Source organism: Pseudomonas canadensis (genome assembly GCF_000503215.1).
GTDB lineage: Bacteria > Pseudomonadota > Gammaproteobacteria > Pseudomonadales > Pseudomonadaceae > Aquipseudomonas > Aquipseudomonas canadensis.
Genome location: NZ_AYTD01000013.1, coordinates 117,396 through 130,751 on the forward strand (window position 1 = coordinate 117,396; position 13,356 = coordinate 130,751).

A 13,356-nucleotide genomic window follows, 5' to 3' on the forward strand; every position below is an offset into this window, starting at 1 on the left:
CACGTCAAAAGGAAACACCGTACACTTATCCTGAGGCTGACCCGTTTATTGCACCGGCAAAAAATTCATCAGCAACAAACTCTGCGCATAGTTCAGGCCAATACGCCGGTAGCGTTCGTCGAGCATCTGGGTCAGCAGGTCGAGACGCGCGACGATCTTGCCGAACTCCACCGCGAAACTGAGGTTGCTGCCCTCCTCCGATATCTCGTTGGAAAACAGCAGCAGCACGCCATTCGCATCCTGGCGTTTGCTCAGCAGCCAGGTGGCCTTCTCGATATTGCGCGCAGCATTGCTGACGAACTGCGGGTCGATCGAGTCGGTGATGTAGAACTCGGTACGTCCGCCGTGGGCGGTCACGATCATGCTGCCGATGGCATAGATAAAAGCGCCGACCCGATCGCCCTTGAAGTCCGGCCCCAAGGAATAGCTCAGCGCCTCCAGATCACGCCGATCGCCCAACGCGGGCAGGGATCGACGCTGCTCAATGGCCTGGCGAATCTCCCGCGCCGCCGTCACAGCGTCTGGGTACCCCGACTGCCGCCACTGGCTGGGGTTGCGCAGATAGAGCTTGTTCATCAGCAAATACAGGCTCTGCAGGTTGTCGCGCATACCCAGTGTCGCCATGCGATCGACACTGGTCTGGAAGAACTCATCGGGCTTGCCATTGCTGAACTGCTTGGCGATATCCCGACCCTGTTGCTGGCTGCAACCGCTGGCACACAGCATTAACAAGACCGCCAGCAGCAACGGCTGGCGCATCCGTCGACTGTTAAAACAAGGAAACGTGCGATCCATCGGCACCCGATCTGATTCATCCGCCCACGCGGGGGATCGGCGGGACTGGGACAAGGATAGAGCGGAGAAATCCAGAAAAGTGCAGCGGTCGAGAGCAGATAGTTGTAACTAAAGACCGCTGGGCAGATGAATGGGCTTGATTCTGAATAATTCTTTTCAGGATCTATACTCATTAAAACAGCAGTACAAAGGGTGATGGCGATGAAACATCCAATTCGTGCGCAAATGGTTGTTCAGATGATTTGCCTGCTTTCGGTGGCACAGCTTTTTTGCTGAGCTGCAGGTCAGCGTTTCAACACTCAGCCGCCGTTGCGGCGGTGGAAGGTATTGCCAACTACCCACTCCAATCTGGCCCGACATCCGAATGCCGGGCCAGCACGTGCAGCTACAGCAAGACAGTGGCCAGCATGCCCAAGGCACCCAGGCAAAACCCGATCAACGCACCTCGCCCGGGAAACTCCTGGAACAGCACCCAGATCACGACCGGTTCCAGCAGCAATAACGAGGTGACGGAAACCACTGTGACCACCCAGATATCACCGACCGCCCGATAGCCCAGCCAATAAGCCCCCAACAGACACAGCCCCGCAAAGCACATCACCACCACCGGCATGATGAATGCCTGCCACGAGCCGTCACTGGCTTGAGCCAGCCTGGCAGTGACTACCTCACTGTAGATTGCACAAAACTCACCGACGACCATCAATCCTAGAGCAGAAACTCCGAGTAATTCTTTGGACATATCAAAAACTCCTTCGTATTCAACGCACTGTTTTTCAACTCCCAGCGGGTGATACCGCTGCCGAGGGTCTCGGTGCAGCGATACGAAGCAGCCTTGAACAGGCCTGAATTGCCGAAGTGCTTTTGCATGCTCATGTCCTTTATAGGGGTGAGTCTCAGCGACCAGATTAGGCGCTGGCTCCGATCATACGTTTGGCCAGCGGTTTTTAACAATCAGGGCACAATTGGCATGAACGGCATTAAAAATGTGCAATCCCCCTAGGCGCCTTACGTGATGATCGGGCTATGATCGGCCATCTGAACCGGACGCCCTATGCCCCATGCCCGTTGACCTGCAAGCCCTTTATCCCAAACTGATCCACTTGATGCTGGATACGGTCTTCGTCGTCGACAGCGATAACCAGATTGTCTTCGTGAGCGATGCCTGCGAGGCACTGCTCGGCTACCGCGCCCAAGAGTTGACCGGCACCCCGATCACCGACTACATGCACCCTGAAGACCTGGCGCGCACCCGCGCCTCCATTGTGCGGGTCATGAATGGCCAACCCCACGTCGACTTCCGCAATCGTTACCTGCGCAAGGATGGCAGCGTCGTGCACATTCTGTGGGCGGCCTTCTGGTCCAAGGAAGTCGGCGCGCGGATCGGTGTCGCGCGGGACGTGACGGCGCTCACCCAGGCCGAGGAAGAATTACGCTTTCTCGCCCATCATGATCCGCTGACGGCCCTCACCAACCGCTCGCTGTTCAATGAGCGACTGAACCAAGCCCTGCAATCCGCACGGCATCACAACCAAACGCTCGCTTTGCTGTTTCTGGACATCAATGACTTCAAGGGCATCAACGATGTGCATGGCCATGCCATGGGCGACCGCGTGCTCTGTGTGATTGCCCGACGACTGGAGCGCTGCGTGCGCGAGAGCGACCTGGTAGCCCGGATGGGCGGAGATGAATTTACCGTGCTGATCACGGATGTTCAGTCACAGGATGCGATGGCCGGCAAGGTGGCGCAGATACTGGCGGTCATGGCTGAGCCGCTGGGCACTGAGTTTGGCGGGGTCAAGATGCCGTCGTGCAGCGTCGGCGTAGCGTTTTACCCGGCGGATGGGGAAGATGCGGATACGCTATTGAGTCATGCGGACGGGGAGATGTATCGGGTGAAAAGGTTGCGGTGGAATTAATCGCCAGCCGGGCTGGCGATGATCTTCTGTGACGACCTAGCTCGAACGCTGAGCAATCGCCAATGACGCACCAAAGGCCACAAGCAGGCCACCAAACACTTGGTCAATCCAACGCCGTGCGGCCAGCAACTTCTCACGCACCCGCCCAGCGGAGAAGCACAGCGCGACCAGGCTGAACCACGCGACGTGTGCCCCCGCGATAAACACGCCATAGGCCATCTGCACGGCTACGCCCGTTTCCGGTCGCACCACCCCCATGAACAGACTGACAATGAAAATCGCGGTTTTAGGATTCAACGCATTGGTCAGAAACCCGCTGCGCAGCGCCGCCAGATCGGACAGGGCCGGCGCCGGAGTGTCGGCATGCTCACTCGCTGGCCTGGCACGCAGCATGTTGATACCCAGGTAGACAAGGTACGCCGCTCCGGCCAGCTTCAACAGGGTGAACAACCACAGGCTTTGTTGAAGTACCCACCCGAGACCGAGCAGCGTATAGCCCACGTGTACCAGCACCCCCATTCCGATTCCCAGCGCCGTGAAAACACCCGCCCGCCGGGACAGTAGCAACCCGTTGCGGGAAACCATGGCGAAATCCGGCCCAGGACTGATGCATGCCAACAGTGTAATGGTGATTACTGCTATCCATTCGTTCATGGTGTACCTTGAGAAATATCGATCACAGCCGTTATTTTTTCAGACTCTAACGACAGGCACTAACGATGTTTTCTAAAGAAAAAGGTGATTCTAAATCGTCTATTTCTGACCTGCGCATGCCCTCTTTACTTGCACTGCGTTGCTTCGAATCCGCCGGGCGGTTTGAAAGCTTTGCCCGTGCAGCAGAGGAATTGCACCTGACGCCAGGTGCCATCAGCCGCGCGGTTCGCTTGCTTGAAGAGGACTTGGGCGTTGACCTGTTCGATCGACGTAATCGCAAGGTTTTTCTAACGGATACCGGAAGACGCCTCGCAAAGGCGGTCAGTGAAGGGTTTGGGGTGATGAGCCACGCCGTGCGCGAGATCCGCACCGAATCCCGCCGCGCACGACAGCTTGTTCTGTCCTGCGAGCCCACCCTGTTGATGCGCTGGCTGATCCCGCGCTGGAGCGACTTCCAGGCACGTTACCCAGGGTTGGACATTCACTTAGTGGCGGGTGGTGGGCCATTTTCGTTCGACCAGGGCATAGACCTCGCTATTCGACGTGACGACTTCCCCCGTCCGCCCGACTATCACGCCGTGGCGCTATTCCCGGAAAAAGTTGGACCTGTCTGTCGGCCGGAAAAGGTCGACACATGGTTCGACACAAGCAAGGACATTTTGCGCTCATCGGCCCCACGACTTCAGACGAAAAGCCGGCCGACGGCGTGGCAGGAATGGGCAACGGCAAAAGAACTGCCACCCCCTGTGATGGAGATGCAAGCATTTGAGCACTTTTACTTCAGCATCCAGGCAGCTGTAGCAGGCCTCGGGGTTGCCATCGGCCCCTGGCATCTAGTGCGCGACGACCTCCAGAACGGCGTATTGGCTGCGCCCATGGGATTCGTTGAAGACGGCTCAAACTATTGCCTACTGTCTCCGGCGGAGCCCGAGAAAGGCAGCGTGGAAATGGCGTTGATTGAATGGTTGCAGACGGTGGGCTAATCAAGTCGCGGGTAGGTATCAAGGCGCGCAAATGATTTCCCGCCCTTCCAATGCAAAAAGCATCATCGCAGCACACACTCTAAGGATCGCCTGATTTTCTCAGGTGTGCGTGATCGATAGGGTGGCCGTCCATCTTTCCCCATCACGGCCGCAAACAAAATGTGCGTTTCAAAAAAACAACGCCGACTGCGTGTACTGTTGAATACCGCAGCCGTAATAGTCTCTGCTTATTCAACGGATACATTGGCCGCGAATTGTGCTTTCACCCAAGGGAAAACGTTCACAGCTAACTACGCAGCTGCACCGGTTGCCTTGACGGTTCCTCGAGATGCGCCTGCAGGCACGGTGGTGTATCAAGAATCCATCACAGCACCACAGCAAGGTTTTAACTGCACCGGTTCATCCCCTTTTATCTTTAGACTCAACCCGACACTCGGCAGCGTTACCACTGGCAACACCTATCCCCTGGGCAAGACAGGGCTATCACTCAAAGTCAAGAACACACAGAATGGTTATTTAACTGCAGACAGGCTTCTCAGTGGGTCTTACTTAGACCCTATCAGGACATACACCATTGAAATTATTAAATCAGGTGAACTGTCATCGAAAAATGAGGTTCCCGCAGGCAATCTTGGGGCGCATCGGTACGGTGACCTTGACCTTGTGAGCATCAACCTGGCCAATCCAATCATCTTGAACGCCGCGTCCTGCGAGACACCAGACGTGTCTGTTCAAATGGGAGATGACTACTACCTGGATGAGTTCACCAATATCGGTGATACGTCTCAAGCCGTTAAATTCAACATTGGCCTTAACCAGTGCCAGACCGGTATCCAGAAGGTCACTTATTCCCTTAACGCAACTTCTCAAGTGATTGACCAGCAGCAGGGCATCGTAGCGTTGAACGCCAGCTCAACGGCCAAAGGCATCGGCCTGAAACTGATGAACGACAGCGGTCAACCCATCGCCCTGGGTACCACTTACCCATTCAATGGCTTCAATAGCACCGGCACCAGCTTCAACATCCCGCTTTCTGCGGCTTATTACCGGCTGGCTAATGGCGAACTCAAGGCGGGTACTGCAAACGCGTCGGTAACCTTTGTGATGAGCTATTTGTAGAACGCTCAGTGTCGGCACGGGCTGTGTCGAAACGTAAAAAGCCAATGCCCCGACAGGTCGGGGCATTGGCTTTTGTAGTCTTGGATAAACCCACAGCGCTTTTAAGCCTTACGGGCCCACCTGACCTCTCTAGACCAGGAAGCACCCACGGCGGGTCTACCTATATTATTTGGCTTGGCGAAGCACAAGCTCCGACAGACGGGTCTTCACCCGGAAGCAGAACTCACGAATTTGAAATTGATAGGCGGGCATGACCATATAGTTCAAATCAGCACCCAACGAGTCCTTGATTTGCATATATTTAGCGGTCTTGGAAGCAATGGCTTGGTATTCCGCCTCGTATTTAACGTAAGACGGCTTGTTGTAAACCTTCAAGACATCCAGCTCTTTACGGCATTGCTCTGCGCGACTTGTTTCTGATTCTGGCTGAGCGGCCTCTGGAGAAGCATGGGCTGCAACGTCAGCAGCAGGTTCAGACTCATATCGCACAGTATAATTAGGTGACGACGGTACGGCTTCAGGTGATGCTTCATGGACGACGGCAGGAGGTGGAGTCACTTCAGTTTTTTCTGGAGTTTTCGTAGCGCATCCCGCGAGGGCAAGTCCTACCACTACAACGATGCCACACATTTTATCCATCGGTTTCACCAAGAAGTAATTATGGTTGGCTGAGTCGTTAGGTTCTGGGTAAAAGCAATAGCTCACTCAATGATCGAGTGTAGATTTTCTACCAGACTCAAGGCGCTCAGCCTCTCTTCCTTGAGCGCACAGACGGGTAATAGTAGTAAAAAAACAAAGAGATGACGAGTAAAAGCTCGATCGCAGAGCAGATGCGAAGATCAATGCAATTCGTGCAACCGCCAAGCCCTTCAAATAGGCAAAGGTAGTCAATAGCAACGGCCCTGAATGGGGCCGTTGTGATGCAGGGCATTAAGACTTGACCCAATCCAAATCTACCGGGCCGTGGATACCGTCAACCTGGCCCTTGCTGCTGTGTTGCCACCACTCCCAGCTTTTACCCTTGGCGCTCCAGGTTTCAGGCACTGTGGGCTGAGCCACTTCCCAATGGGCAATCCACAGCGGGCACACACTGAAATCGTACTTGCGCCAGGCCAAGCGGTTACTCCAGATACTGGGAGAGGCGTAGATGTGCGGGTATGCCCCCTCCAGCAGAGAAACCCTTATCAGCGTCACCAACTGAAACAGGGCATCGGCCATCTGATCCGGGCTGGCCCCCTCGTTGCGATTGGTCTCGACATCAATGACCAGGATATCCCGCTTGGCGTTGAACGCCACCTCGGCCAGACGCCCCTTGATATTGGTCAACTGCTCGCACGGCGTACTGCTCAACGCACGAAAATAGTGATAGACCCCGGCTTTCAAACCGTTTGCCTGCATACCTTGGAAGTTCGTGACAAATTTTGGGTCGGTGTAGTCTCCACCCTCTGTCATTTTGGCGATTGCATGGGTAATGCCCGCAGCCGCAACGCGGGTCCAGTCAATATCGCCCTGCCAGCGCGACACGTCGATGCCCCGCGCATTTTCGTTTTTAATCGGGTCGTTGCAACTCATCTGTGCGTTCCTGCAATGGATATCGGGTCGATTCTTTCATCGACACACATCAGCAATGCACTATTGGACTACCGCCCCCCACCCGGCGATAACGAAATAGCAGGCAAAAAAATCCCGCAAAGCCTATTGGCTCGCGGGATCTTTTTTCATGTTTAGCGGGAAACCAGGGATTCGAACCCTGGAGACGCTATTAACGTCCGCCGGTTTTCAAGACTGCCAAATTAACAATACAAATCAACAGCTTAGACCATCATCATTTCCGCATCAGAGCATTTTTTGATGCCCTACAAGCCGCATAGAACAAGGGGCACGCATCAGGTTGCGGAAACGAATTACCCCTCCCCCGGCGTCCTGCCGACCAAACCAAAACCACTAATAGGTCGCTACTCACCAGACAAATCGAATGGCTGCATCTGGCCGATTGCTGCCCTTCGGCGGCGACCTAGAGGTAACCAGGCAACCATGGCTCCTGCTCGATTGCTGCAACTTCTCCAATGGCCAATAGACGCCACAATTCCAAGATCTTTGTCTCTGGAACGCCCTTCATGTGGCGAGGCTCGCCGGACTCTAGGTTTTCAAAAGTGACAGTTCGTGACAGGTTCACCGAAATGCACCAGTCAGCCTCGTCGGTCACCGAAACATCACCGTGCTCCTCATCTTCCGGGCGAGTTTTCAGTTCGGCAAGAAGCTCAGGGAACGTGTGTATGCCAGGGTTGGAGCTCATGGCGCCGTACCTGTGCGTGACGTGATAGCTCATGTTTACCTCAGAAAGTCAATTTGAGTCCAAAACGATGGGGCACGAAGGACGGCTTTTGGCCGGCTGCTGCCGTTCACCAGAGCCAGCTTTGGGTCGAGAGCGGACACTCATAACCTTCGGATGGGCTCCCAATCGCCAACTGCTACGCTGTTCACTCCACCAGAGGAACGCCGATGCCAAACTCAGACCTACTTCCCTCCCTCCTGTCCAAGCTCTACGAAAATCAGCTGGCCCTGGAAGCCTCCATCATGGAGCTATCGAACTGGATCGAACAGCGTGGCTCAGCCGATGTGGCTGAGAACATCCGCGGCGCTTTGCACACAATCGACGAAAACGAGGAGTTCATTAAGCTGACTCTCGCAGTCCTCATGTCGCCTGACTGATCGACGGGTAACCCTGCAGTTCGTCGCCTCAAGCCTTCCGCCTAACCAAATCCAGATTACTGTGCACGCATACAGTATTTGGATATGACAAACATGAGCATCGACTTGGACACAGAGGAATGGCTCGGGTGCCCCACGCCCCTCGAAATGTATCAGCACCAATGCGCGCTTCTGGAGGACGAACTCATCCAGACCGAATCGATGTTGCGAAAGGCCCGGGCCAATGTGGCCGGCCTTGTCCAGATGAATGACTTGCTGGCTACCGGAAAGACGACAGCAGAGGCGAAGCTGCGATATTTTGAAGCGGAACTAAGCCGTACGAATGTCGAGTCGTCGGAAATGGCAAAAGAGATCATGGGCTTGAAAATGATCGCAAGTCAGAACGAGCACCTATTAAGGGAGAATCAGCGGTTGCTGGTGGAGCTGACAAATCTAAAAGAGCCTTCAACCTAGCTCGTCTGCGTAAGCAGTCAAAGCTCTATCTGACAAGTCGATAAAACCGGCCCCGTCAATCAGTCCATGCGACCTCAAAACGCTCGCAGCAGACATGCTCATGTCGTACCGCTCTTGAGGGGATAGAGACCCCGGCGCTGTGCTATTGCTCGGCGGGGTTGATCCCTCTAATGCGTTGCCTTGCCCATTACTGATCGTCATGACGAATGCTCTTGCCCAGTGTCTACCCTGTAGAGACTGACCGAAGCCTGTCTGTTCACCAGCCCCGACGAGCGGAGACGATCATGTGCGGAAGATTGACGCAATACCGCGGAATCCACGACTTTGTTGCGGCGCTTAGCATGCCCAATGCCCTGGCCAATTCCGTGGGCGATCAGCCAATTGAGCGCTTTAACGTCGCGCCAACGACTCAGGTTGCACTGCTCCACCTGCAGGGCGACTTGCTGCACGCCGACCCGGTCCGTTGGGGATGGCGACCACATTGGGCGAAAGACCGCGCAGCTCCAATCAACGCGCGCGTCGAGAAGGTAGCCCACGGCCCATTCTTCCGGGCGATCTGGCCTCACCGGGCTATCACCCCCATAGACGGTTGGTTTGAATGGGTAGATGAAGGCGGACCCAAGAAGCAGCCCTACATGATCCGTCGGCGGGATGGTGCACCAATATTCTGTGCCTCTATCGGCCAGTTACCGGATGCTGATGAAGGCCCAGGCGAGCAAGACGGCTTCGTGATCATCACCGCCGACAGTGCCGGAGGCATGGTGGATATTCACGACCGTCGGCCAGTGGTGCTGAATCCGGAACTGGCTCGGGAATGGCTGGACCTGGCCACGCCCAAAGAGCGCGCAGAGCAGATCGTACTGCACCAGGGCGAACCTTCGGAGGTGTTCGAGTGGTTCAAGGTCGATACGGCCATAGGCAACGTGAGGAACAAAGGGCCCGAACTGATTCGCCCCCTGCGCTAAGGTTGCGAGAAATACCACATCACAAACGCTACCGCAGTAACCCAGCCCAGAGTCAGCAGAAACGAAAGGCCAGCGAGCCTCTTATCCATGGCGCCCTTCAATAAACCAAATGATCGCGATACGAACCCGCTCCGAGAGAGTAGTTCATTGATCTCAGGGTGCAATTGCACGGACGTACGCCTGGCATGCCCGCAGCGCGATCAGTCCCTGGTCGCCTGCGTCGGTGATCCCGATAATTCTTTGAGCATGCGCTGGGTCAAGTTGGGCTCGACGGGCTGCATGAACCACGCCGACGGCGCTGGGGGTGGCAGGCACGCTGCAGCCAATGGCTGAATCCGTGGCGTCGAGAAGGACTGACAGCCGCACATCAGCAGTGGCAAGGCGATCGCGCAGAAGAGCCTGCTTGCGTTGTTCATTGGAAAGCTCCAGGGAGTGTTGTTGGTCGGCAGCGCTCGCTCTCTGCTCGATGGCCAAGCGCTTATCTTGCTCGGCATTTTGCTGGCGCCATGCCTCGCTGGTGATGGCATCAAGGGCTTTCTGGTGCGCCGCGCTCTGCTTCGCGAGCTTCTCGTCCATCCGCAAGTCTTGTATCTGCCAGGTGGCGCCGGCGGCGGCGGCCATCAGCACCAGGATCAGCACCAACAGACCAGCCAGCTTCTGCACCGGCGTCATGTCAGCGCCCTCCGCAAGCCTTCGGCCAGCACCGCCTCTGGGTAGGCATACCCAGCATTCTCATGATGAATGATCGCCTTTACGAAGCCAGCCATCACCGCCGGCTGGGTCAGGTCAACCTCAGCACCTGGCCGGGTTCCGGTGTTCGCCTCGACGGCGCGCACGTAGGCGTCGGTGTCGTTCTCCGCCGACGGGGCCCACCGGCTTATGATCGCCTTCACTGTCTTCAAGCCGTGCTTGCGCTGGTAGGTCAGCAGCAATTTCCCCAGGGCACGGATGCCGTTCTCCGCCGTATCGAACCGAGCAAAGCGCTTCTCGGCGGCAGGATCTGGCTTGAGCTGGCCCTGCCATTGATTGGCCGGGTTGTAGTCGATGTTGCCGGGGTTTCGGTTGCGCACCCCGCGGGTTTCGGCATTTGGCATACTTTTCTCCAGACGAAAAAAAACCGCTCAAGGCGGCCGGTGTGTTCTTTACCGGTTCAGGCTGGCTGAACTGGTCGCTTGCTCATGTCGGGGAAGTCGGGGTTGTCCGCTGTCCACTTGCGCAGGGCGCGCCAGTACAGCTTCCAGTCTTCTATGGACCCAAGGATGCCTTCCTCGCCAAAGTCGATTGCTGTAACCGTCTGCTGGGCGATCGGCATTTGTTCTTCACGCCAGGCATTTTCCACCACGCTCAGCTTAGCGATCAGGGTTTCCTGGGTAATTGCCCAGGTGCCATCGGCTTGGGCCGTGTAGTCCATGCTGTTATCGCCTTGTGGCCGCTCCCCTTCCATCTCGATCCAGCCTTCATCGGGGCCTTTGTCTGTCTCGTCACCCTCGAAGAAGTTCGAGCCCACCACTGCATAAAATCGGATCATCAGATGGCCCCCTTAAGTTTCCAGACCTTTACGCGCACTGGCGCTGTGGTCAGCACTGCGCCGCTATAACCGTGACCGCCACCTGCTGAAGCACTGGGCAATGCAACCCCGCTCGCACCAGCCTGGCAGATGATCTTGTCTGTCGGCAGGATCTGCTGTGCATAGGCGCCGTATGATGCGCCGCCGGTGCCTGCGTTGCCGTCAAGCCTTGGCTCTGACCAAATACCACCGATGAGAATTTCCAGCACCGTGATTACATGGAACCCTGGAAACGGGTTGTCGGACGTGAATCTCGACGCCGTAACGATGTTCCCAGGCGCTGCGGCGGTACCGCCATTGGGATAGATGATTGCGAAATCCGCTACCGAGGAATCCAGCTTCGAAGAAATCTGCGCGCCCATCGATGTAAGCTGTGCGCTTAGGCTTCCGCCCGTATACAGGTTAGAAGTAATGTCGCCCGTAGAGCTGATCGACCTGCCGGCGCTGAGCGTGATGCCGGCGCCGGTCACAAGAACGCCAGCCTTCGTGATCGTAACTATCGGCCCTGCGCCAGACTGCCCATAACCTGCTGAAAAATTGATGTTGCCTGATGGCTCACAGTAAATAACCCCGCGCGTGGCGGTGCTACCAGACTCATTGAACCAAAGGTGAGAGTTTCCTCCGGCAGCGCCGGCCCTGATGTAGACGTTACCTCCGCTGACAATAACGTTCGCGCCAAACTGAGCAGAGCCGGCAGCATCCAACAGCAACCGCACAATCCCTCGGGCGTCGTCGATTATTCGGACACTGCTGTCGGTAGCATGGGTGAGTCGAACCATTGCCGTTGAGTTGGGATCAGTGATCCCCTCCCTGCGCAGGAGAACGCCGCCAGCACCGCCAACCTGAAGGGCATCTTTGAAGCGCGGCACACCTGCGGATACAGAGTCAACGGTCGCCAGGAAAAGGTTCGCATTTCCCAGCTTGTCAGCCTCGGTCTTCGCCCGATCGGCTTGTGTCAGCGCATTGGACGCAGAGGTAGCCGCATTGGTCTCAGATTGTGCCGCCGCGTTCCTGGATGCCGTTGCAGACGTCGCGGCACCGCTGGCAGTCGTCGCCGAGGTAGCAGCATTGGTTTCCGATGTTTTGGACTTCGTCTCGGATGTCTTGGCGTTGGTTTCTGAAACCTTCGCCGCGGCGGCCGAGGCCTGTGCATTGGCCACTTCCTGATCCAAATCTTTGAACTGATCAGTGATGGCGCGCAGTCGATCCGCTGACTCTTTGACGTAGCCTTGCATCGGAGCAATGGTGTACACACCCGCAGCAGCTGTAGCCCCCTGGTAGTTCGGGGCGATGGAAATCGCCGTATTGCTCGCGATGTTGGTGATCTCGTACCACAAGCCGTCCGGGCCACGGAAAGCATCCCCAACGCGAGCGTTTGCAATAAAAGCCGTGCCGGTGCCAATTACTGCGTTGTTATTGAAAGTAACGGCAACAGTTCCTGTTTTGTACCAGGCCATTTAAGCCTCCTAAGAAATTGGCTTTGCAAACATTAGCGGGAGAAAGAAGCTTGAGCCGTTGAAGTCGCCGATGTTTTGCAGTTGTGCGACTATTCGGCTGTTTGCATAATCCCAATAACAAGAAAGTAGCGAGAACGTATCCCCTCCAGGGATATTCATCGCTATGTTATTAATCAGCATGTAGTTCCCTGTATTTAAGGGAACACTCGCATAGAAGGTATATATCCAACGCCCTACAGAGGGATTTGCTGCGCCACCATAAGCCCAGCCGGCAACGACGTCTGTGAACTGAGCACAAGGCGTTCCATTATCGAATAGTTGTTTTGCTCCTCCATCCCATAACCTGAGTCCATATTGTGCGGTTGGAGTGGACTCATAGGCGGCAACAAAAAACGAACCAGAGCCACCGCTCGCCCCGTTGATAAAACCCGTCCAATTGCCAGGGGAGCCCTTCAGGCTTACCCATTGAAAGCCACCAGTTGAGGGCCTGACAAAAATTAACGGCGGTTCTTGCGACGTGACGACCGATGGAAAGTCACCGCCAGACGGCCCATAGATCCCTTTGTGTATTACAACCAGCCGTGAAAACTCAGAGTCAAGCGTTACGACATCTGAATTATTCGTAAAAGTTAGCCCATAGGACATTATCTATACCTGAATACTAGAAGTCGCTGAACTGATACCCCTATCCGGCCGGTTGGCATATTTCTATTTCTAAACCAAACTTGAACG

General features: G+C 55.7%; 17 protein-coding genes. 6 read left to right on the forward strand and 11 right to left on the reverse strand.

The genetic code is table 11. The features are described from left to right. Positions 1-45 precede the first annotated feature (45 nt). Both U367_RS0109200 and U367_RS0109205 read right to left on the reverse strand, forming a co-directional pair. A complete protein-coding gene (locus tag U367_RS0109200) occupies positions 46-759 on the reverse strand; it encodes a hypothetical protein (RefSeq protein WP_236318972.1) in 714 nt (237 codons plus the stop codon). A gap of 421 nt (positions 760-1,180) precedes the next feature. Further along, positions 1,181-1,498, reverse strand: a complete 318-nt coding sequence (locus U367_RS0109205) for a hypothetical protein (protein ID WP_028616689.1) — start codon at positions 1,496-1,498, stop codon at positions 1,181-1,183. A gap of 358 nt (positions 1,499-1,856) precedes the next feature. Here U367_RS0109205 and U367_RS0109215 point away from each other — a divergent pair, with 358 nt between their 5' ends. Further along, on the forward strand, positions 1,857-2,714 hold the full coding sequence (locus U367_RS0109215; protein ID WP_028616690.1) for a sensor domain-containing diguanylate cyclase: 858 nt from the start codon (positions 1,857-1,859) through the stop codon (positions 2,712-2,714). 36 nt (positions 2,715-2,750) lie between these two features. Here U367_RS0109215 and U367_RS0109220 read toward each other — a convergent pair whose 3' ends face one another. Then, the gene (locus U367_RS0109220) at positions 2,751-3,368 is read right to left on the reverse strand and encodes a LysE family translocator (RefSeq protein ID WP_028616691.1); all 618 of its coding nucleotides are present in this window, start codon (positions 3,366-3,368) and stop codon (positions 2,751-2,753) included. A gap of 65 nt (positions 3,369-3,433) precedes the next feature. Here U367_RS0109220 and U367_RS0109225 point away from each other — a divergent pair, with 65 nt between their 5' ends. Both U367_RS0109225 and U367_RS1000000130770 read left to right on the forward strand, forming a co-directional pair. After that, the gene (locus U367_RS0109225) at positions 3,434-4,351 is read left to right on the forward strand and encodes a LysR family transcriptional regulator (protein ID WP_028616692.1); all 918 of its coding nucleotides are present in this window, start codon (positions 3,434-3,436) and stop codon (positions 4,349-4,351) included. A 198-nt stretch (positions 4,352-4,549) separates the two neighbouring features. Further along, complete coding sequence (locus tag U367_RS1000000130770; protein WP_236639970.1) at positions 4,550-5,470, forward strand: fimbrial protein; 921 nt, start codon at positions 4,550-4,552, stop codon at positions 5,468-5,470. Positions 5,471-5,635: 165 nt separating this feature from the next. Here U367_RS1000000130770 and U367_RS1000000132330 read toward each other — a convergent pair whose 3' ends face one another. From U367_RS1000000132330 to U367_RS0109245, 3 genes are all read right to left on the reverse strand, one after another. Beyond that, on the reverse strand, positions 5,636-6,109 hold the full coding sequence (locus tag U367_RS1000000132330; protein WP_236318977.1) for a hypothetical protein: 474 nt from the start codon (positions 6,107-6,109) through the stop codon (positions 5,636-5,638). 291 nt (positions 6,110-6,400) lie between these two features. Further along, the gene (locus tag U367_RS0109240; protein ID WP_032864172.1) at positions 6,401-7,042 is read right to left on the reverse strand and encodes a glycoside hydrolase family 25 protein; all 642 of its coding nucleotides are present in this window, start codon (positions 7,040-7,042) and stop codon (positions 6,401-6,403) included. A 442-nt stretch (positions 7,043-7,484) separates the two neighbouring features. Beyond that, positions 7,485-7,799 (reverse strand): hypothetical protein, encoded by a 315-nt coding sequence (locus U367_RS0109245; RefSeq protein ID WP_028616696.1) that lies wholly within the window; start codon positions 7,797-7,799, stop codon positions 7,485-7,487. A gap of 173 nt (positions 7,800-7,972) precedes the next feature. Between U367_RS0109245 and U367_RS0109250 the strand changes: the two genes are divergently transcribed. The 3 genes from U367_RS0109250 (at position 7,973) to U367_RS0109260 (ending at position 9,600) form a co-directional block, all read left to right on the forward strand. Continuing rightward, positions 7,973-8,182: a hypothetical protein gene (locus tag U367_RS0109250; RefSeq protein WP_028616697.1), complete on the forward strand. Its 210-nt coding sequence runs from the start codon at positions 7,973-7,975 to the stop codon at positions 8,180-8,182. 93 nt (positions 8,183-8,275) lie between these two features. Continuing rightward, on the forward strand, positions 8,276-8,635 hold the full coding sequence (locus U367_RS0109255) for a hypothetical protein (RefSeq protein ID WP_028616698.1): 360 nt from the start codon (positions 8,276-8,278) through the stop codon (positions 8,633-8,635). 284 nt (positions 8,636-8,919) lie between these two features. Beyond that, entirely contained in the window at positions 8,920-9,600 is a 681-nt protein-coding gene (locus tag U367_RS0109260; protein ID WP_028616699.1) for an SOS response-associated peptidase family protein, read from the forward strand. A gap of 153 nt (positions 9,601-9,753) precedes the next feature. On the opposite strand, the gene U367_RS01000000129975 is transcribed toward U367_RS0109260, so the two are convergent. From U367_RS01000000129975 to U367_RS1000000130785, 5 genes are read right to left on the reverse strand one after another with little or no spacing between them, the layout of a single operon-like run. Next, positions 9,754-10,272 (reverse strand): lysis system i-spanin subunit Rz, encoded by a 519-nt coding sequence (locus U367_RS01000000129975; RefSeq protein ID WP_032864174.1) that lies wholly within the window; start codon positions 10,270-10,272, stop codon positions 9,754-9,756. Continuing rightward, on the reverse strand, positions 10,269-10,694 hold the full coding sequence (locus U367_RS0109280) for a structural protein (RefSeq protein ID WP_028616702.1): 426 nt from the start codon (positions 10,692-10,694) through the stop codon (positions 10,269-10,271). Before U367_RS0109280 ends, U367_RS01000000129975 begins: the two co-directional genes overlap by 4 nt. A 56-nt stretch (positions 10,695-10,750) precedes the next feature. Next, positions 10,751-11,128: a hypothetical protein gene (locus U367_RS1000000130465; protein WP_050587856.1), complete on the reverse strand. Its 378-nt coding sequence runs from the start codon at positions 11,126-11,128 to the stop codon at positions 10,751-10,753. Further along, a complete protein-coding gene (locus U367_RS1000000132335; protein WP_028616703.1) occupies positions 11,128-12,624 on the reverse strand; it encodes a hypothetical protein in 1,497 nt (498 codons plus the stop codon). Before U367_RS1000000132335 ends, U367_RS1000000130465 begins: the two co-directional genes overlap by 1 nt. 9 nt (positions 12,625-12,633) lie before the next feature. Then, positions 12,634-13,269 (reverse strand): hypothetical protein, encoded by a 636-nt coding sequence (locus U367_RS1000000130785; RefSeq protein ID WP_073860013.1) that lies wholly within the window; start codon positions 13,267-13,269, stop codon positions 12,634-12,636. Positions 13,270-13,356 lie beyond the last annotated feature (87 nt).

Excerpts from the sequence above, each read along its gene's own strand:
- U367_RS0109200 (WP_236318972.1), bottom strand. The coding sequence starts at position 759 with ATGCGCCAGCCGTTGCTGCTGGCGGTCTTGTTAATGCTGTGTGCCAGC.
- U367_RS0109205 (WP_028616689.1), bottom strand. The coding sequence starts at position 1,498 with ATGGTCGTCGGTGAGTTTTGTGCAATCTACAGTGAGGTAGTCACTGCC.
- U367_RS0109215 (WP_028616690.1), top strand. The coding sequence starts at position 1,857 with ATGCCCGTTGACCTGCAAGCCCTTTATCCCAAACTGATCCACTTGATG.
- U367_RS0109220 (WP_028616691.1), bottom strand. The coding sequence starts at position 3,368 with ATGAACGAATGGATAGCAGTAATCACCATTACACTGTTGGCATGCATC.
- U367_RS0109225 (WP_028616692.1), top strand. The coding sequence starts at position 3,434 with ATGTTTTCTAAAGAAAAAGGTGATTCTAAATCGTCTATTTCTGACCTG.
- U367_RS1000000132330 (WP_236318977.1), bottom strand. The coding sequence starts at position 6,109 with ATGGATAAAATGTGTGGCATCGTTGTAGTGGTAGGACTTGCCCTCGCG.
- U367_RS0109240 (WP_032864172.1), bottom strand. The coding sequence starts at position 7,042 with ATGAGTTGCAACGACCCGATTAAAAACGAAAATGCGCGGGGCATCGAC.
- U367_RS0109245 (WP_028616696.1), bottom strand. The coding sequence starts at position 7,799 with ATGAGCTATCACGTCACGCACAGGTACGGCGCCATGAGCTCCAACCCT.
- U367_RS0109250 (WP_028616697.1), top strand. The coding sequence starts at position 7,973 with ATGCCAAACTCAGACCTACTTCCCTCCCTCCTGTCCAAGCTCTACGAA.
- U367_RS0109255 (WP_028616698.1), top strand. The coding sequence starts at position 8,276 with ATGAGCATCGACTTGGACACAGAGGAATGGCTCGGGTGCCCCACGCCC.
- U367_RS0109260 (WP_028616699.1), top strand. The coding sequence starts at position 8,920 with ATGTGCGGAAGATTGACGCAATACCGCGGAATCCACGACTTTGTTGCG.
- U367_RS01000000129975 (WP_032864174.1), bottom strand. The coding sequence starts at position 10,272 with ATGACGCCGGTGCAGAAGCTGGCTGGTCTGTTGGTGCTGATCCTGGTG.
- U367_RS0109280 (WP_028616702.1), bottom strand. The coding sequence starts at position 10,694 with ATGCCAAATGCCGAAACCCGCGGGGTGCGCAACCGAAACCCCGGCAAC.
- U367_RS1000000130465 (WP_050587856.1), bottom strand. The coding sequence starts at position 11,128 with ATGATCCGATTTTATGCAGTGGTGGGCTCGAACTTCTTCGAGGGTGAC.
- U367_RS1000000132335 (WP_028616703.1), bottom strand. The coding sequence starts at position 12,624 with ATGGCCTGGTACAAAACAGGAACTGTTGCCGTTACTTTCAATAACAAC.
- U367_RS1000000130785 (WP_073860013.1), bottom strand. The coding sequence starts at position 13,269 with ATGTCCTATGGGCTAACTTTTACGAATAATTCAGATGTCGTAACGCTT.